Genomic DNA, 18206 nt, shown 5'->3' with positions numbered 1-18206 from the left:
GCGGGCCGGCCCCTCGCGTTCCCAGCACCCCTATGCTGGACGGGTGTTCAATCGACTCGACCTCGACGTGCTGCCGCCGGGCCCCCGATGGCCCGCCCGGCTGCGGCTCCGGGTCGACGGTGAGGACGTCGTGGCGGAGGCGGTCGGTGAGGGAGGCCGCGGTCCGCTCGCGGACGAGGCCCTGCCCGCCGACGGGCGCAGTCCGCTCCGGGCCGCCGCCGAGGGGCGACGGGTCGTCCTCGGGGAACCCGCCTGCACAGGCGGATGCTGCGGCCGGCTGTCGGTGCTCGTGCGGCGGCACGACGGCCTCGTCGAGTGGTCGGACTGGCAGGTGCCCGCCGGTCAGGTGCGCCCTCCGGCGTTCCACTTCGACGCCGAGGAGTACGACGCCGAAGTCACCCGGGCCCTGGCCGCCCGCCGCTGACGTCCCGTCAAGCACCCTGGCCCTCCCGGTCGGACGGCCGGTGGCGGGGCACGGAAAAACCAGTGGAGCGGCGCCACCTTGCGCCACTACCGTGCTGCCGACCCCGTCGCCGAGGCAAGGACGTCCCGTTGTACACCGTGTGAGACCTCCCCTGCGCTGATCTGTCGCGCGTCGCGCATGCCGTGCGCCGCGCTGCTTCCTGCTGCGGTCTTCTCACTGAAACCGGTGTACTTCTGTGCTCCAGAACTGGGTGGTCATGCCCACCTGCCTGCCGACCGTCCTCCGCCGTTGCCACACCTGCGCGTCCGGACGCTTCCGGGCGAACGGCAAGTTCCGTGTCAACGCCAACCACAAACTCATCGACGCCTGGCTGCTCGTGCTCTGCACCACGTGCGGGGACACCGTGAAGCTCACGGTCCTGGAGCGGGTGAACGTACGCTCCGTACGGCCCGCGCTGCTGGACCGGATGCACGACAACGACCCCGCCCTGGCGGCCGAACTGCTCCAGGACCCGGTCCTGCTGCGCCGCAACCGCGTCGCACTCGACTGGGACAGCGCCTGGCGCCTCGACACGAGCGGACCGGATCATCCGGACCCCGAGGTGATCGACGTCTCGGTCCGCTTCGCGGCACGGATCCCCGTCCGGCCGGTGCGGCTGATCGCCGAGGGCTGCGGTCTGCCGCGGGCCGAGGTCGAACGACTGATCGCGGACGGAAGTCTCGTGTCGGCGGTCCGGCTGACCGGCAAGCTCTCCGGCGACTTCACCTTCATGCTCAAGCGCCCCGGCGACCGCACTCCGGATCTCGTTCCCGGGGAGGACTGCTGATGCGCGGCGTGACGTGTTCGACGGGCGTCCGGCTCGGCGGCTGCATGGTCGGGCCGGACGTCACCGCCGGGATCCGCGGGGCCGGCTTCCATCTGCTGCGACGTCGGCTGTACGTCACGACGCTGTACGGGGGGACCGCCGGCCGGCATCCCTGGCCCGAGCAGGCCGCGGTCCCGAACCCGGTGGTCTCCGCCCGCCGGAGCCGGTGCGGGGCCGTGGCCGCATGGCCTCCGGCGCTCCGGCGGAGGAGACCGAGCGGTTCCGTGCCGAGCCGGGGGACGGCGACATGGCGATCTTCGGCGCGACGCCCGCTGCCGAGGCGGTGGCGCCGGGTCTGACGGGCGGGCACCGGGCCGGGCTCCGCCCGGTACCGGTCAGCCGTGATGGCCCGTCCTCCCCCCGGCAGCAATGCCGGGGGGAGGACGGCGAGAGTCGCACCTTCGCCTCGGGGAGGGCTGCGCCACCACGTCGTGTGTCGGGCCCCGTTCCGCGAGCCGGGAGGGAGCCGTTCACCGTAGGGTGAGAGGCGCCCGAAGGAGCAACCGGCCAGGGAGCGGCGGATGACGCGGTATCTGATCTCGTTCGACGACGGCACGATGGTCATCCCCGAGGAGGAGTTGCCCGAGGTGGCCGAGGCCTCGCACGCGGTCGTGCGGGAGGCGCGGGAAGCGGGGGTGTGGGTCTTCGGCGGCGGGCTGCGGACGCAGCGGGCGTCCGTCGTGGCCACCGACGGGACCGTCACCGACGGCCCGTACCCGGAGACCAAGGCCGTGCTCGGCGGGTTCTCGGTCGTCGACGTGCCCTCGCGCGAGGACGCCCTGAAGTGGGCTGCCAGGATCGCCGCCGCGTGCCGCTGCACGCAGGAGGTCCGGGAGATCATGGCCGACCCGGAGGCCTGATCGACGGATCGGGGTCAGGCGGTGTGCGCCGAGGCGCACACCGCCTGACGGCCACTCAGGAGGCGGGCTGCTCCACCTTGGTGGCCGGGTCCCCGTCCACCGCCGCCGCGAGCTGCGGCACGAGGCGGTCGAGCACGTAGGGGATGCTGAGCACGGTCGAGAGGGACACGGCGTTGCCGTAGTCGCCGGACTCCTTGACGAAGACCTCGCGGCCCTCCTTCACGACCTTCAGGTCGGCGTACAGCTTGTCCTGGTGCAGCTTGGTGACGGCCGCGGTGGTGTCGGGCACGATCCACACGGCGACGCCCTGGTCGAGGAGGTCGGTGCGCTCCTTGCTGATGTTGGCGCCGAACTGGTCGCCGATCACCTTGTCCAGGTCGGCGGGGAGCTTCAGACCGAGGTCGGCCAGCAAGCGGGAGCGGGCGTCCTGGCTGCCGTAGACGAAGGTGCCCTCGTACGGGGTGGCCATGACCGCGGTGGCCTTGGTGAAGGCGGGGTTGGCCGTCTTGGCGGCGGCGAACTTCGCCTCGACGCCGTCCACGAGCTTCTTGGCCTCGTCGGCCTTGCCGAGCGCCTTGCCGACGGTCTCGGTCTGCTGCTGCCACGGAATGCCGTAGTCGTTGTACTCCTTGGGCTGGGCCACGACCGGAGCGAACTTCGACAGCGTGTCGTACTGGGCCTTGGTCAGCCCGGAGTACAGCGCGAGGATGAGGTCGGGCCTCAGCGCGGCGATCTTCTCGACCTGCGGCCCGGTGCCGGTGTCCTTCAGGACCGTGGGCGCGGCGGCGGAGCCGAGCTTGTCCTGGGCCCAGGGGCCGATGGCGCCCTTGTAGCCGCCGATCCACTCGGTGGTGCCGACGGGCACGGTGCCGAGCGCGAGGACGGCGTCCTGGTCGGTGAGGCCCACGGTGACCACGCGCTTGGGCTCGGCCTTGATCGTGGTGCTGCCGTACTTGTGGGTGAGGGTGACGGGGAAGGCAGTGCTCGCCGGCGCCTTGGCGGAGCCGGAGGAGTCAGGGGCCGGGGAGCCGGAGGCCGAGTCGGTGGAGCCGCAGGCGGCGACCGCGCCGATGAGCATCATGACGGAGGCGAGCAGTCCGGCGAACCGGGTGGCTCTGGTGGCGCGGGGCATCGCGTGATCCTTCTGTTCGTGTCGATTCTGGACGTATCGGTCGGAAGGGGGTCGGACAGGGGTCTGGCAAGGGTCGAGCAAGGGCCGATGGAGGGCTACGGCCGGGCACCGCTGCGGTGTTCCGCCCAGGCCCGCCACAGGGCGGCGTACGGCCCTCCGGCGGACAGCAGTTCGTCGTGGGTGCCGCTCTCGGCGACACGCCCCTCCTCCATCACCACGACCCGGTCGGCGGAGGCGGCCTGGCTGAGCCGGTGCGCGACGACGAGGGCGGTACGGCCCTCCAGGGCGCGTTCGGCGGCCTCTTCGAGGCGCCCGGCACCGGCGCTGCCGGCCTCCGCGGTGGCCTCGTCGAGGACGGCGACCGGGGGATCGGCCAGCACCAGGCGGGCGAGGGCGAGTTGCTGCGAGCGGTCCGCGGTCAGCCGGTGGCCGCCCTCGCCGACGACGGTGCCGAGGCCCTCGGGCAGCGCCTCGGCCCAGCCGAGCGCACCGACCCGCCGCAGGGCTTCGCGCAGTTCTTCGTCGGTGGCGTCCGGCCTCGCCAGGCGCAGGTCCTCGGCGAGCGGGCCGGAGAAGACGTGCACCTCCTGGGTGACCAGGCCCACCGTGGCCGCGCTCTCGGTGGGTTCGGTGCCGCCGATGTCGACCCGGCCGGACGACGGCCGGTGGATGCCGACGACGATCTTGGCAAGGGTGGTCTTGCCCGCGCCGCTGGCACCGACGAGGGCGACCTTCTCCTTGGGCCGCAGCACGAGGTCCACGTCGCTCAGCACCGGCCGGCCCGGGACGTAGGCGTGCCCGACGCCCTCCACCGTGACGGTGGGGGGCACGCCCGCGGTGGCGGTCGGCAGTTCAGGGCCGGCGTCCGCGGGCGGCACGGGCTCGTCGACGACGCCGACCAGCCGGGCGAGGCCCGCGGTGGCCGACTGGGCGTCGTCGAGCAGCACCAGCGCGGTGTTCACCGGGCCGAAGAGGCTGTGGAAGTACAGGGCCGCCGCCGTCGCCGTGCCGATGGACACGGAGCCGCCGCGCACCAGCAGGAACCCGGTGACCAGCACGGCGGCCAGTCCCGTGTACTCGGCTCCGTGCAGCCGGCTGTAGAAGCGCAGCACGAGCTGCACTCCGCGCAGCGTCAGGTCGACGGCCGCGCGGGAGCTCTCCGTGACGCGCGCGGTGTGGGCGGCCTCGGCCCGGTAGGCGCGGACCGTGGCGGCGCCGCCGATCGTGTCGAGCAACTGCTGTTGCTGGGCGCCGGTGGCGATGCGCTCCTTGGCGTACAGCGGGCCGGCGTTGCGGACGTACCAGCGCGCGGTGTACGCCTGCACGGGCACCGCCAGCAGCGCCGCCAGCAGGAACCGCCAGTCCAGCACCGCGAGCGCGGCCAGCGTCAGCACGATCGCCAGGCCCGAGCGGACGAGTTCGGGCAGCGCCGTGCGGATCGCGTCGGCCACCCGCGAGACATCGCGTGTGACACGGGCGTTGAGGTCGCCGGAGCCGGCCCGCTCCAGCCGGTCCAGCGGGAGCGACAGCGCCCGTTCGACGAAGCGTTCGCGCAGCTCGGCCAGGGCGGTCTCGCCGAGCCGCGACACCAGCGACATGCCGAGTGCGGTGGTCGTTCCCTGCGCGAGCGCGACCAGGACCAGCAGGACCACGGGCAGCGTCAGTGCGCCCGCGGGGCTCCGCTCGGTGACCAGGTCGACAACGCGGCCCAGCAGGGGCTGGGTCAGCAGCCCCACCGCCGTGGCCGCCACCATCACCGCGGCCCCGCCGGCCGCCAGCGCCCGGTGCGGGCGCAGCAGTTCGCGCACGGCGGCCCGGGTCCTGGCGGGCGTCGCCGTGGGGAGGAGTTCGCGTTCCGGGGACGCCGAGCGCGCCGACGCCGTCGTCATGCCAGTACCGCCGTCCGGTAGGTCGCGTCGCCGTGCACGAGGTCGCCGTGCGGGCCGTCGGCGGTCACCTGACCGCCGTCGAGGAGCACGACGCGGTCGGTGACGGACAACAGCGCGGGGCTGTTGGTGACCACGAGGGTCGTCCGGCCGCGGCGGTGCTCGCGCAGCCCGGCGGCGATGCGGGCCTCGGTGACGGCGTCGACGGCCGTAGTGGGGTCGTGGACGACGAGCACCGGCCGCTCGGCGGCGAGGGCGCGGGCGAGCACGACGCGTTGGCGCTGGCCGCCGGAGAGCGAACGGCCGCCCTCGGTGATCCCGGTGGCGGTGCCCTCGGGGAGGGCCCTGGCGACCTCGTCGGCGCAGGCGGCAGCGAGCGCGCGGTCGGTGTCCCCGGTGCCGCCCAGGTTGTCGGCGAGGGTGCCCTCGAAGAGGTCGGCGTCGTGCGCGGCGACGAGGACCGCGGTGCGCAGGAGGGCCGGGTCGAGGTCCGTCAGGGGTGTGCCGTCCAGTTCGACGACACCGGTCTCGGGGTCCGCGGTGCGGCCGAGGCAGTCGAGCAGCGCCTGGGCGGCGGCGGGGTCGGTGCTGGCGACGCCGAGCAGCTCGCCGGGGCGGACGTCGAGGTCCGCCCCGCGGAGCGCGCCGAGGCCGACGCCGCGCAACCGCAGCGCGCCGCGCACGGGGTCGGGCAGTTCGGCCGGGCCGGACGGCACTGCGGGTTCCGCGGCGAGCACGGCGGCGACGCGGGCGGCGGAGGCCCGGCCCTGGGCGAACTCGGCGTTGACCCAGGCGAACACCTCCAGCGGCCCGAGCAGGAAGAGCGCGAGACCGACGGCGGAGACGAACTGGCCCAGCGTGATGTCGCCGGCCAGGGCGAGCCGTCCGCCGATCAGCGCGACGACGGCGATGAAGACACCGGTGAGGGTGAGCACCACGCCGCTCTGCCACGCCTCGGCGCGTGCCGCCCGCACCGTGGCGCCCAGCGAGGCGCGGCTGGTGCGCCGGTAGCGTTCGACGGCGGCGGCCTGGGCGCCGATGCCCTTGAGCACCCGCAGTCCCGTCACCAGGTCGGCGGCGACGCCCGAGGCGTGCGCGGCCTGTTCCTGCTCGGCCTCGCTGCGCCGCTCCAGGGGCTTGCTGAGCAGGTGCCCGAGCCACAGCAGCACCGGTGTGCCGAGGAGTACGACCAGGCCGAGCGGGACGGAGATCCGCAGCAGGGCCACGGCGCTCACCAGGAGTCCGGTGAGCGCCGAAATACCGGTCATCACGGCCATGTTGACGGCTCCGACGCGCTTGGCGTCCTCCGTCGCGATGTTCGCGAGCTCGCCGGGCAGCCGGCCCTGCTCCGCGCCGCCCGCCGGGTCCAGGACGCGCCGGACGAGGGCGGTCCTGAGCTCGTGCGCGGCCTGTTCCGCGGCTCGTTCCCCGGCGCGGGCGCCGAATCGGAAACTGAAGGAGAGCCCGACGTAGACCACGGCGAGCACGGCGAGCCAGCCCAGCAGCGCGCCGCCGTCCCCGCCGGCCACGGCCCGGTCGACGACAACGCCGATCAGGACGGGGACCAGTGCCTCCCCGAACTGGTGCCCGGCCCCGAGCACGGCACCGGTCGCGACGTCCCGCCCTCGGCTCCTGACGGTCCGCAGCAGGACGTCACGCCCCGGTGACACCTTCGTTCGCACTCCGCGCACCCCTCCGGAAGCCCGGCCGGTCGCCGACCGGCCCCACCCAGCAATTTAGGTAAGGCTAGTCTAACTAGGAGGGCCGAGGTCAAGCGCGGACGGAGTCCCCCGCGCGGAGCCCGGACGGGTGCGGGGGGGATTACGGCACGCGCGCGGTCCACTCCGCCGTGCCGAACTTCGTCGCGGCGAGCTCCTCGGCGCGGGCGAGTTCCTGCGCGGTGACCTGACCGGTGCTGAGCCCGTAGCGGGTGCGGAAGGACTCGACCATGCGGTCGATGACCGTCTCGCGGGGCAGGCCGGTCTGCCGCCGCAGCGGGTCGACGCGCTTCTTCGCGCTGGCGATGCCCTTGCCGGAGAGCTTCTCACGGCCGATGCGCAGGACTTCGAGCATCTTGTCGGCGTCGATGTCGTAGGCCATCGTCACGTGGTGCAGCACCGCGCCGGCGCCGCCCTCGGGTCCCACCATGCGCTTCTGCGCGGCACCGGCGATCTTGCCGGCCTCCGTGGCGATGTCGTTGAGCGGCTGGTACCACGCCTTGATACCCATGTCGCCGAGCGCCTCCAGCACCCAGTCGTCCAGGTAGGCGTAGGAGTCGGCGAACGACAGCCCCGACACCAGTGACACGGGCACCGACAGGGAGTACGTGATGGTGTTGCCCGGCTCCACGAACATCGCGCCGCCGCCCGAGATGCGCCGCACCACGGTGATGCCGTGCCGCTCCGCGCCCTCGGGGTCGACCTCGTTGCGCAGCGACTGGAAGCTGCCGATGATGACGGCCGGGGCGCCCCACTCCCACACGCGCAGGGTCGGCGGGCGCCGGCCGGCGGCGACCTCGGCGGTGATGACCTCGTCCAGCGCCATGTGGAGTTCGGGCGACTGCGGGGCCTCCCGGATCAGCTGCCAGTCGTAGTCGGTCCAGTCCGTCGCCTGCGCGACCGCCCGGCGCACCGCGACAGCGATGCCCTCGGCCGTGAGCCCGTACATCACGGTGCCCTCGGGGAGCGCGGCCTCCACGCGCGCCGCGATCCCGGCGGCGTCGGTGGTCACCGGCGTCCCCTCCAGGGCCCGGTCGATCGCGAGGATCGCCTCGTCGGGCTCCAGGAAGAAGTCGCCCGCGACCCGGACGTCCCTCAGGACTCCGTCCCGCTCCTCGAGGTCGACCAGCACCAGCTTGCCACCGGGGACTTTGTACTCGCCGTGCATGACGTTCCGCCTTGATCGTCCGTAGTCCGCTGTCACGGTACCGCCCAGGCGGACCGCCCCCCTGCTGACCCGCAACGCTTCCGGCACCGGACCGATTCCGGACCCCGCCGGTGGCGCCGGGGCCTCAGAGCCAGCCGCGCTCCGCGGCCAGCAGGGCTATCTGGAAGCGGGTCCGGGCGCCCAGCGCCGTACCGGCCTCGCTGACGTGCTTCTGGACGGTGCGGCGGCTGACGCCGAGCACCCGGGCGATGGCGTCGTCCTTCATCCCGGTGGCCATGAGGTGCAGGATCTCGCGGGTGCGCTCGTCGATGTCCGCCTCACGCGCCTGGCGCGCGACCGGCCAGTCCTGGCGGCTCTCCAGCGACATGGGCACGGCCCGCTCCCACAGCCGCTCGAACAGCGCGACGAGCACGGCGACCATGGCCGGGGCGTGGATCACCAGTGACCCGGCCGCGGGGTGGTCGCTGTCGACCGGCAGCAGGGCGGTCGTGCCGTCGAAGACCACGAGCTTGACGGGGAGGCCCGAGCTGAGCCGCAGTTCGCCGCCGCCCGCCGTGCCGCGCAGCGCCGTTTCGAGCGACATCTCGTCGGTGAAGCCCTCGGTGTCGTAGACGGAGCGCAGCCGCACCCCGTCCTGCACGGCGGCCTCCCCCGCGGCCCGTTCCCGCCCTTCGCCGTAGGCGGTCTCCGTACCGGTCACATAAGGCGGCTTCGCCAGGTGCAGCACCTCGCGGCGGCTGGCCCTGAGGAGGTGGGCATAGCGTGCGGCGACCTCCTCGGCGCGCTCCAGGACCTCCACGAGGTGCGGGGCGTGCGAGCCGGAGACGGCACGGTAGACCTCGTGGAGCTGCTCCATGTACAGCTCCGCCTGAGCGAGTTCACCGCGCCTGCGGGCGAGAAGCGACCCGAGGGACGAACGCGGCGGGCCGGCCCGCCAGCGGGTCGGGCGGCCGGCGACGCGGAGGACGAGCAGTTCGTCCTCCAGTGTCCGCAACGCGCGTTCGGCGTCCTCGACGGGTACGCCGGCGGCCTCCGCCACCGCTTCGGCGCCGGCCGCGGGGTGGCCGACCAGGAACTCCAGGACGCGGCCGCTGAGCGGGTCCAGGCCGGTGCCGGCCCACGGGCCGCCGGAGGTCGCATCCATCTGGCCTGCCCATCTGTCGATCGGGGAACGCCCGTTGATCGTACGCCCCGCATGTTTCCGCGCGTCGTCCGCCGGTCGCCCGCCGTTCGGTACGGCGCGCATCTGTGCAACTGCGCGAACCCGCGTCCGCGGACGCTTGTCCGTGCTGACGGACCACCGACAAGGTGATCTCCGCCCCGCCAGTCCCGACGACGCAGCTGGCCCTGCACACACCCAGAAGGGCGTTGCATGTCCTCACGCCTCAGACGCACCCGGTTGACGACCCTCGCCGCTCTGCTCCTCACCCTCACCGCGACCCCGCTCGCTCACGCCGCCCCCGACGGCCCTGCCCCGCAGCGGGGTTCGGCACCGGCCGCGCACTCCCTCACCCTCGCCGACGGCTCGGTGGTGCACTGGTCCGAGGACGGAACGGGAACCCTGACCCGCAAGGACGGCACCACCCGGGCCTTCCCCGTTCCGCAGCCGCAGGGCCGCACCGCGCTCGGCGAGCCCCTCGCCCCGTCCGCCGCGATCCTCCAGCGCCGTGCCGACGCCGCCGCGCTGACGCCCTACACGCTGGGGGCCGCCGCCGGCGGAGCCCGTTCCGCGGTCCGGCCGCAGACCATGAACTCCGGTCCTGTGGCGCTGTCCGACACCGTCCGCGCGTCGATCGACCGACTCGGCTCCCGCCACGGCGCCCGCGCCGCCGCACCCGCACCCGCGGCCGCCGGGGCCGTGCCGGCCAACGAGGGACTGACGACGTCCTTCCAGTCCTACCTCAACTCCGGTGGCGTGAACGTCGTCGGGGCGTTCCAGGACTCCGCGGACCTCCTGCACGCGCTGCCCGGCGCGGGCCAGATCGTCACCAACGTCTCGCTGGGCGACCTGACCGACCAGTCGATGGCGGACGCGGGCGACGAGTACGTGCGCGGCTACGGACCCACGACCGTGGTCAAGGACGGCCAGCGCTACCTGGACTACCCGTCCCTGCCGCTGATCCCGACGTACACCAGCGACAACGCGGGCCGTCTCGACCCGACCGGGTCCATCGAGGGCCAGGACCCCAACCTCGGTGAAGTGCTCCTCGACTTCTCGATGATGTCGCCCCTGCCCCACGACCGGCAGCGCCCGGAGGCCACCGGAAGCGGCGCCACCGACCTGCTGGGCATCGCCCCCGGGGCGCAGTACCGCCTCGTTGTGCCCGAGGAGCCCTCGGCCGAGGGCATCGCGACGGCGCTGCGCGCCGCCGCCGAGCAGAAGCCGCGCCCGACCGTGATCACCGCCAGCCTCGGCTTCGGCACCGACGGGTCGATCGGCTTCCCGTCCCGGTGGCTGGAGGACGACCCGGCGGTCCGGGACACCCTGCAGTCCATCGTGGACTCGGGCATCGTGGTGGTCGTCTCCTCCAACGACGGCACGCGGCTCGGGCTGCCGGTCTCGGTCGGCCCGGACGGCGGCAGCACGCCGACCGACCTGACGTCGAGCACGCACGCGCAGACGAGCATCGACGACGTCGCCCCGACCACGACCCCGACGCTGGTCCGCGACACCGGGGTGATCGCCGCGGGCGGCACCACCGTGGACGACACCCTCAGCTCGGACGACGTCCGTACCGCCGTCTACCCGACGACGCGTTACAACGGCTCGGCCGGCTACTCCTCGGGCTTCGGCACCCGCATCGACCTGGCCGCGCCCGGCGACAACCTGCCCTCGCTGTTCCACACCTCGGAAGGCCCGCAGGTGGTGCTCAACGGCGGCACCTCCGCCTCGGCACCGATGATCGCCGCCGCGGCGGCCGACGTGCTGGCGGCGGCGAAGGCCACCGGGCAGACGTTGACGCCGCGCAAGGTGCGCGACCTGCTGGTCGCCACCGGGCGCCCGATCGCCCAGCCGCCGCAGGCGGACCGGGAACTGCACATGGGCACGCAGCTGGACGTGACCGCGGCCGTGGAGAAGGTGCTCGCCAAGCGCCACGACCTCGCCCCGTCGGCGGTGCGGCTGTCCGTCGCGCAGCGCCAGGTCATGTCGGTCACGCCCAGCACCTCGTTCGTCGAGGCCACCGACCCGTCCGCCATCGACCTGGCCGGGCCGTACGGCAGCTGGGACGGCGCGCCGACCGGGGAGAACGCGTTCGCCCCGCTCACCTTCGGGCTCGACCTCACCGGCGCGCACAAGGATCTGACGTACCGTCTGCGCGTCGGCGAGCACGGCGTGATCCCCTCCGCAGGTCCGAGCCTGCGGGTCCTGCCGGGTGAGCTGCTGGGCGCCGCGGGTCTGCCGCTCGTCTCGTCGGAGGCCCGCAGCCTCCAGGTGACGTTCGAGGCGCTCGACGGCGGAAAGGTCGTCGCCTCGGCCGGCCGCAGGCTCACCCTGAGCGCGACCGACGGCACGCACCTGCAGCCGCCGGCGCCCACCGCACCGGGCGCGAGCCCGCTGGGGAAGCCGGTCACCGTGCAGTACGACCTCACCGGGCTGCGCGACACCACCGCCCCGGAGCTGGTGCTGTCCTCGGTCGGCCACTGGACGCCCTTCACCACCATGGACAAGTGGCGGGCCCAGTGGCGTACCCCGCTCACCGGCACGAAGGGCTCGGTGACCATCCCGGCCTCCGCCTTCGCGGCCGGCGGCGCCGGTCTCTACGGCGTCGGGATCACTCTCTACGACGGCCAGGTCTTCGGTGACTTCCGGGCGCTGCGCGTCGGTCCCGGCGCCGATGAGCGGCCGGAGGCACCCCTGCTGAGCCACGGGGCGACGCAGAAGGCGCACTCGGTCGAACTGACCCGCTCCGACGCCGCTCTCACGGTGAACTGGGACGCCTCGGCGGCCGACGGCGCCGACGGCGCCGCGATCGAGTTCCTGACCCCGGCGCCGACCCTGTACGGCGCCCTCAACACCGCCACGAACCAGAACGGCAGCGGCCGGGACGACAACGGCGTCGACCACGCGTCCACCCTGTTCCGCCCCCTGCCGTCGGTGAAGGGCAAGACGGTGCTGGACCTGAAGGCGCTCGGTCTGCCGACCGGTCTCCAGTACCCGGTCCGTGTCATCGCCACCCACGGCGGCAAGCCCGTCGGCCAGGCCTCGCCCACCTCGTTCGTGCAGTACCTCGACGGCGAGACGGTGTCGGGCACCCTGGAGAACATCGAGGTCAGCGGGGGCACCGCGCTGCTGGCGACCGACGACTTCGCCGAGGGCGACGACGGCTGGATCCATGTGAGCGGCTCGGCGACGACCGCGTACGACCTGGCCGACGGCACCCTCGGGACCGTGGTGTCCCGCGACACCGACGGGATGATGTCCGAGGTCCTCGGGGCCGACCGCGGCACGGGCCGCACCCTGATCGCCCACCAGCCCTTCGAGGGCGGCACGTTCCCCGAGGTGGCCCTGCGCGACACCGCCACGGGCGCCGAGGTGCGGACGACCGCGCTGCGCGCGGAGGGCGGCTCCACGTCGGTCTCCTTCATGGGCGGGGCCGTCGACACGGCCCGGCACCGGGCGGCCGTGGTGACCTACGACGGGGTGTCCGGGGTCGACAGCCTCTGGACGGTCGACATGGCCACCGGCGCCGTCTCCGACCCGCTGCCGCTCAACGCCGCCCAGCCGGGGCGCGCGATGGGCAACGTCTCGGTGGACTCCTCGACGGGCACCTTCTTCGTGGCGACCTCCGGCACGATGGGGCCCTGCCTGTCCGGGCGCGTCCCGTACTTCGCGGTCTCGGTCGACCTCGGCGCGCGCACGGTGTCGCCGCCGGCCGCCATGCCCGCCTGCGTCGCCGGTCTGCTGCCGGACGGCAAGGGGGACAAGGTGTACGTCGCCGCCGGGCCCGTCACGCCCAACTACAACAGCGGCGAGTTCCCGACGAGCACCTGGCGCTCCGCTTCGCAGTCCACCCTGGCCGCCTCGGCGCCCGCGGACCTCGGGACGAGGGGCGTCATGTGGCCGGCTCTCGACGCCGACCACGGGGTCGCCCTGGTCGCGCACCTCTACGAGGAGGCCACCACGGGTGACAACAACGCCCTGAGCGAGATCACCGTGCTCGACCCGGACACCGGGAAGGTCCTCGCCCGGCATCCGGTCGCCAATCTCGTCAGCTCCACGCTCTCCACGTCCAACTTCGACTTCACCGGCCGCCGGGGCCTGTTCCTCGACCCCACCCACCGCACCGCGTACGTCGTGAATCCGTGGGCGAACGGCCTGGAGCGCTTCACCTACTAGACCAGGACCGAAGGATCCCTTCGAGGGGCGGGCCCGGCGGCCTCACCGCCTCCGGGCCCGCCCTTCGGCGTTCCCGGCCCGCCGACTGCCCGCGCCCTCGGCATCGTTCACATGGTTGACGTGGTCCCGTCATCCTGTCATGGTCTAGACCTGACGAGGCGTTGTACCCGGACCCCGACCCGGGCGCGGCGCCCTCCCCCCGCAGCTCCCTCCCCCACCGTCACGGCCGCGCGCCGTGTAAGGAGCGATGCCCCGATGGCCCTGATGTCCTGGTCCGCCAGACCTGCCCGACGCTTCTCCTTCCGGCGCGCAGCCGTAGGACGTTCCCTGATCACGGCGGTTCTCACCGCGATCCTCTCGGCACTGTTCGTGGCCGCGCCCCCCGCCCACGCGGCCGACGGCCAGATCTCCGGACTGGCCGGCAAGTGCGTGGACGTGGCCGGCGCGAACAGCGCCAACGGCACCGCGGTACAGCTCTACGACTGCAACGGGACCAACGCGCAGCGCTGGTCGAACTCCGGCGACGGCACCCTGCGGGCACTCGGGAAGTGCCTGGACGTCGTGGACCGCAGCACCGCCGACGGCGCGGCGGTCCAGTTGTGGGACTGCGCCGGCAGCGCCAACCAGCAGTGGGTGGTCACCGCGGCCCACGACATCGTCAACCCCGCGGCCAACAAGTGCCTGGACGTCCGCGAGAACAGCTCCGCCAACGGCACCCGGCTGCAGATCTGGACCTGCACCGGCGCGGCCAACCAGAAGTGGAACGCCCCCGCGGGCGGCGGCGGCAACCCCGGCAACCCGTCCGGATTCGTCGTCAGCGAGGCCCAGTTCAACCAGATGTTCCCGGGCCGGAACGGCTTCTACACCTACAGCGGCCTGGTCGCGGCCCTGTCCGCGTACCCCGGTTTCGCCAACAGCGGCAGCGACACCGTGAAGAAGCAGGAGGCCGCGGCCTTCCTCGCCAATGTCAACCACGAGACCGGCGGCCTGGTCTACGTGGTGGAGCAGAACACCGCCAACTACCCGCACTACTGCGACTGGGGCCAGCCCTACGGCTGCCCGGCCGGGCAGTCCGCGTACTACGGCCGCGGCCCGATCCAGCTCAGCTGGAACTTCAACTACAAGGCCGCCGGTGACGCGCTCGGCATCGACCTGCTGGGCAACCCCTGGCGCGTCGAGCAGGACTCGGCCGTGGCCTGGAAGACCGGCCTGTGGTACTGGAACACCCAGAGCGGCCCCGGCACCATGACGCCCCACAACGCGATGGTGAACCAGGCCGGCTTCGGCCAGACGATCCGCTCCATCAACGGCTCCCTGGAGTGCGACGGACGCAACCCGGCGCAGGTCCAGAGCCGCGTGAGCGCCTACCAGCGGTTCACGGGGATCCTCGGGGTCAGCCCGGGCAACAACCTCTACTGCTGACCCGTACGGCGAACTCCCGCCCGTGGGCGGCCCGGAGCCACCGGGCCGCCCACGGGCGCCGTCATACGGCGGCGGGGCGGCCCAGCGCCGGGGCGAGGCGGGTGGCGATGTCGGTGAGGATCTGGACGTAGTCCTCGTGCTCGAAGCTGAACGGCAGCGCGAACGCCACCTCGTCGACCTCCCGGAAGGCCGCGTGGGCCGTCAGCTGCTCGGCGATCTCGTCGGAACGGCCCACCAGGTCCGGCGCGAACATCAGGCGCGCCGGCCCCTGCGGCGCGGCCGTGCGCGGCAACCGCGCCGCGGCGTAGGCCGCGTACTTGGCCCGCTGCTCCGGCGTGGCGCTGTCGGTGGGGATGACGACGAGTCCCTGCGAGACGCGGGCGCCCTCGCCGTCGGGGTGGTGGTCCCGGTAGGCGCGGATCTGCGCGAGCTGGATCCCGGCGAAGTCGGCGGCTTGCTCGCTCCCCTCGGCCTTCACGACGCTGCTGGTCAGGAAGTTCATACCGTGCTCACCGGCCCACTGGGCCGACCGCAGGCTGCCGCCGCCGTACCACATGCGGCCACCGAGCCCCGGGGAGTGCGGCTGGACCCGGTCGGAGAAGACCTCGATGCCCTCGACACCGCTGAAGTCGGTGGCGGGCTTGCCCCGGACGAAGTCCAGCAGGCGTTCCACGCGGCGGTAGCCAAAATCCTCGTGCTCCGCCGTGTCGGGGTACAGGGCCTGCTTGACCTCGTCGTAGTGCATGGGCGGGCCGACGCTGACGCCCGGGTTGAGGCGGCCGCCGGACAGCAGGTCCACCGTGGCCAGGTCCTCGGCCAGCCGCAGCGGGTTCTCCCAGCCCAGCGGGATGACGGCGGTGCCGAGTTCGATGCGGCTGGTGCGCTGCGAGGCGGCCGCCAGGACGGCGACGGGCGAGGAGATGCCGTACTGGAGGTGGCGGTGGCGCACCCAGGCGCTGTCGAAGCCCAGCCGCTCCCCCAGTTCGATGATCTCCAGCGTGGACTGGTGGCCGCGGCGGGGATCCGCCTCGTCGAACAGCCCGATGGTCAGGAAGCCCAGCTTGCGCAGCGGCCTGGACGTCGGCGGCACGGCGTTTCCTCCCTCGTACGCGATGTCCGCGGCACCCGAGGCCGCGACTCCGTGATTGTGCCCGCCGCAGCGCGCGGGCGGGAGGTCACCCCTGCGCGGATGGTGCCACGACCGTGAACTCGGCGGGCCCGACGGCGAGTTCGCCGTCGGTCAGCGGGGTGCACCGGACACCGCCCTTGCCGCGCAGGGCGCGTTGCGCACCGGGGCCGATGACGGCGTCCATCCACGCGCACGGCCGGGCCGGGCGCCGTACCGCCAGCAGGACCGGGCCGGCGCCGGTGTCGAGCGACACCGTCGCGCCCACGAGCGCGTCGATGTCGACGCCCCGGAGCAGGACGTTGCGGCGCGTCTGACGGAGGTCGACCGCCGGGTCGATGTCCACGGGAAGGTTCTCCGCGGCCATGAGTGTGACCGCGGCGTCGCGATGGGCGGGACGCCCGTAGTAGCGGTCCCCCACCAGGCCGAGGTTCGCCCGCACCTGGGCACGGAGGACGATCTCGCCGTCGTGCGCCGGGGACGGCCCGTCGGACGGCCGCCCCATGTACCGGTGCGCGGGCGAGACCAGGAGCTGGACGACTTCCACCGCGGACATGATGGCCACCAGCCTACGGCCGGCCGGGCCCGGACGGTACGGCCATTGGTACAGACCTTGACGCGACCACGCCACGAGCCTACCGTCTCGACGTGACCCGGCGTTCACGTCCACACACATCGTTCATTTACGTGAACGCCCCGATCCCGCAGGAGGTCCCCCCATGCGCACGCGTACGCTGCTCGCCTCCCTCGCCGTCGCCACCGTCGTCCTCGGCGCCGGCCCCGCCTTCGCCGCCGACCCCAAGGTCGCGCCCGGCGGGAACTTCGACCTCTCGGTGTGGCAGCTCCAGGAGCCGGTCGGCTCCCCGGGCTCGCCGACCACCATCTCCTCGTCCCGGCTCCAGGGCCCGAACGGCTACCAGGACGCCTACTTCTACACCGACACCCGCGACGGCGCGATGACCTTCTGGGCGCCGGAGAAGGGCGTCACCACGCCCAACTCCAACTATGCCCGCTCCGAGCTGCGCGAGATGAACCGCAGCGGCAGCGCCGCGGACTGGGCGCTCAGCGGCACCCACCGCATGAACGCGACCCTGCGCGTGGTCTCGGTGACCTCCAACGTCTGCGTCGGGCAGATCCACCTCGGCTCCGGCGGCTCGTCCACCAAGCCGCTGCTGGAGCTGTACTACCGCTCCAGCGGCGACATCGTGCTCGGCACGGAGAACTCGCCCTCCGGCGGCCAGACGCTGCACACCGTCGGCCACGTGTCCGTCGGCAAGACGTGGACGTACACCATCGGCGTCTCGGGCGGCCACACCATCGACCTCACCGTCAACGGCAGCACGACGCACTACGCGATCCCGTCGTCGTTCAACCCGTACAAGCAGTACTTCAAGGCCGGCTCGTACAACCAGTCGTCCTCCGACAGCACCACCCGCGGCGCGCGCGTCGCCTTCTACGGCCTCACCGTCTCCCACAGCTGAACTCCCGCTCCCGCCGCGGGCCGCGCGCCCGCGGCGGGGCGCTCACCCCTGCGGGCAGCGCTCACGCAGGACCGCGACCCCGTCGCCCGTGAGGTCGTCGCAGTACGCCGCGCGTCCGGTCATGGCCATCACGAGCGCGAGCGTCGGGCCCGACACCAGCGCCCCGGAGCCGCAGGTGAACGGGCCGTCGTCCGCGACGAGCCGCAGGCCGCCGATGCGGCCCTTGGCGAGCACCACCAGGTCCGAGCCCCCGTAGTAGCCGGCGACGTGGGTGAGCGTCCCGACCGGATGGTCGCGGCGCAGCCCCAAGGGGCGCCGGATGTCCTCCCCGTGCACGATCACCTCACCGAGCAGGGCGACCACGGGCAACGGCGGCTTGGTCCTGCTCGGCACCGTCCCCCGGAACCGCTCCAGCGTCTCCGCCGGGGTCGCGCCCAACTGCTCCGCGAGCCGGACGGCGACCATCCGGTCGAAGTCGAAGCGGCAGCGGATCACCCCGGCCATCCACCGGGCGGGGTTGAGCCGCGCCGACGCGGTGAGGTGCGCCAGCACCTCCCGCACGGTCAGCCCTTCGCACAGGGACGGCGTCGCCCACCCCTTCTCGTCCAGGCCGGCCAGATCGGCCGCCAGCGCCGCCCGTTCGGCCTCGACCAGGGGCCACAGCCCAGCGCCCCTGCCCCGCTCCGCGGTCGCGTCCTTGCCGCTCATCGTGTTGAGGTCTCCCGTCAGGCCGCCGCTCGCGGTGACCGGCCGGACGCCGGTCCCGTACGAGAGTAGGACCGGCGG

Annotated in this window: 14 protein-coding genes; 6 read left to right on the top strand and 8 right to left on the bottom strand. The window is 73.4% G+C overall.

Translation table 11 applies throughout. The annotated features are described in order from the left end of the window. Nucleotides 1–43: 43 nt before the first annotated feature. The 3 genes from ABZ883_RS08715 (at nucleotide 44) to ABZ883_RS08705 (ending at nucleotide 2149) form a co-directional block, all read left to right on the top strand. Entirely contained in the window at nucleotides 44–424 is a 381-nt protein-coding gene (locus ABZ883_RS08715) for a hypothetical protein (RefSeq protein WP_360903733.1), read from the top strand. Between the two features lie 235 nt (nucleotides 425–659). Continuing rightward, the gene (locus ABZ883_RS08710) at nucleotides 660–1250 is read left to right on the top strand and encodes a DUF1062 domain-containing protein (RefSeq protein ID WP_360903730.1); all 591 of its coding nucleotides are present in this window, start codon (nucleotides 660–662) and stop codon (nucleotides 1248–1250) included. Nucleotides 1251–1810: 560 nt separating this feature from the next. Beyond that, nucleotides 1811–2149, top strand: coding sequence for a YciI family protein (locus ABZ883_RS08705; protein WP_360903727.1), 339 nt, complete (start codon nucleotides 1811–1813; stop codon nucleotides 2147–2149). Nucleotides 2150–2204: 55 nt separating this feature from the next. On the opposite strand, the gene ABZ883_RS08700 is transcribed toward ABZ883_RS08705, so the two are convergent. The 5 genes from ABZ883_RS08700 to ABZ883_RS08680 form a co-directional block, all read right to left on the bottom strand. After that, nucleotides 2205–3281, bottom strand: coding sequence for an iron-siderophore ABC transporter substrate-binding protein (locus ABZ883_RS08700; RefSeq protein WP_360903724.1), 1077 nt, complete (start codon nucleotides 3279–3281; stop codon nucleotides 2205–2207). A gap of 95 nt (nucleotides 3282–3376) precedes the next feature. Further along, complete coding sequence (locus tag ABZ883_RS08695; protein WP_360903721.1) at nucleotides 3377–5170, bottom strand: ABC transporter ATP-binding protein; 1794 nt, start codon at nucleotides 5168–5170, stop codon at nucleotides 3377–3379. Then, nucleotides 5167–6849, bottom strand: a complete 1683-nt coding sequence (locus tag ABZ883_RS08690; protein WP_360903718.1) for an ABC transporter ATP-binding protein — start codon at nucleotides 6847–6849, stop codon at nucleotides 5167–5169. The genes ABZ883_RS08695 and ABZ883_RS08690 overlap by 4 nt, the downstream gene beginning before the upstream one ends. 139 nt (nucleotides 6850–6988) lie before the next feature. Then, on the bottom strand, nucleotides 6989–8053 hold the full coding sequence (locus ABZ883_RS08685; RefSeq protein WP_360903716.1) for a biotin/lipoate A/B protein ligase family protein: 1065 nt from the start codon (nucleotides 8051–8053) through the stop codon (nucleotides 6989–6991). Nucleotides 8054–8177: 124 nt separating this feature from the next. Beyond that, nucleotides 8178–9197 (bottom strand): helix-turn-helix transcriptional regulator, encoded by a 1020-nt coding sequence (locus tag ABZ883_RS08680; RefSeq protein ID WP_360903713.1) that lies wholly within the window; start codon nucleotides 9195–9197, stop codon nucleotides 8178–8180. Nucleotides 9198–9425: 228 nt separating this feature from the next. Here ABZ883_RS08680 and ABZ883_RS08675 point away from each other — a divergent pair, with 228 nt between their 5' ends. Next, complete coding sequence (locus tag ABZ883_RS08675) at nucleotides 9426–13391, top strand: S8 family serine peptidase (protein WP_360903710.1); 3966 nt, start codon at nucleotides 9426–9428, stop codon at nucleotides 13389–13391. Nucleotides 13392–13655: 264 nt separating this feature from the next. Next, nucleotides 13656–14813, top strand: coding sequence for a lectin (locus tag ABZ883_RS08670; protein WP_360904063.1), 1158 nt, complete (start codon nucleotides 13656–13658; stop codon nucleotides 14811–14813). Between the two features lie 61 nt (nucleotides 14814–14874). On the opposite strand, the gene ABZ883_RS08665 is transcribed toward ABZ883_RS08670, so the two are convergent. Continuing rightward, nucleotides 14875–15903: an LLM class flavin-dependent oxidoreductase gene (locus ABZ883_RS08665; RefSeq protein WP_360903707.1), complete on the bottom strand. Its 1029-nt coding sequence runs from the start codon at nucleotides 15901–15903 to the stop codon at nucleotides 14875–14877. A gap of 85 nt (nucleotides 15904–15988) precedes the next feature. Next, entirely contained in the window at nucleotides 15989–16495 is a 507-nt protein-coding gene (locus ABZ883_RS08660; protein WP_360903704.1) for a molybdenum cofactor biosysynthesis protein, read from the bottom strand. Between the two features lie 163 nt (nucleotides 16496–16658). Between ABZ883_RS08660 and ABZ883_RS08655 the strand changes: the two genes are divergently transcribed. Next, nucleotides 16659–17420 (top strand): polysaccharide lyase family 7 protein, encoded by a 762-nt coding sequence (locus ABZ883_RS08655; RefSeq protein ID WP_360903701.1) that lies wholly within the window; start codon nucleotides 16659–16661, stop codon nucleotides 17418–17420. 42 nt (nucleotides 17421–17462) lie between these two features. On the opposite strand, the gene ABZ883_RS08650 is transcribed toward ABZ883_RS08655, so the two are convergent. Then, nucleotides 17463–18128 carry a maleylpyruvate isomerase family mycothiol-dependent enzyme gene (locus ABZ883_RS08650; RefSeq protein ID WP_360903698.1) on the bottom strand — a complete coding sequence of 222 codons (666 nt, stop codon included), beginning with the start codon at nucleotides 18126–18128 and terminating at the stop codon, nucleotides 17463–17465. Between the last annotated feature and the right edge of the window lie 78 nt (nucleotides 18129–18206).

It is taken from the genome of Streptomyces sp. NPDC046977 (assembly GCF_040644455.1).
Classification (GTDB): domain Bacteria; phylum Actinomycetota; class Actinomycetes; order Streptomycetales; family Streptomycetaceae; genus Actinacidiphila.
This window is presented reverse-complemented; position numbering and strand designations above follow the sequence as displayed.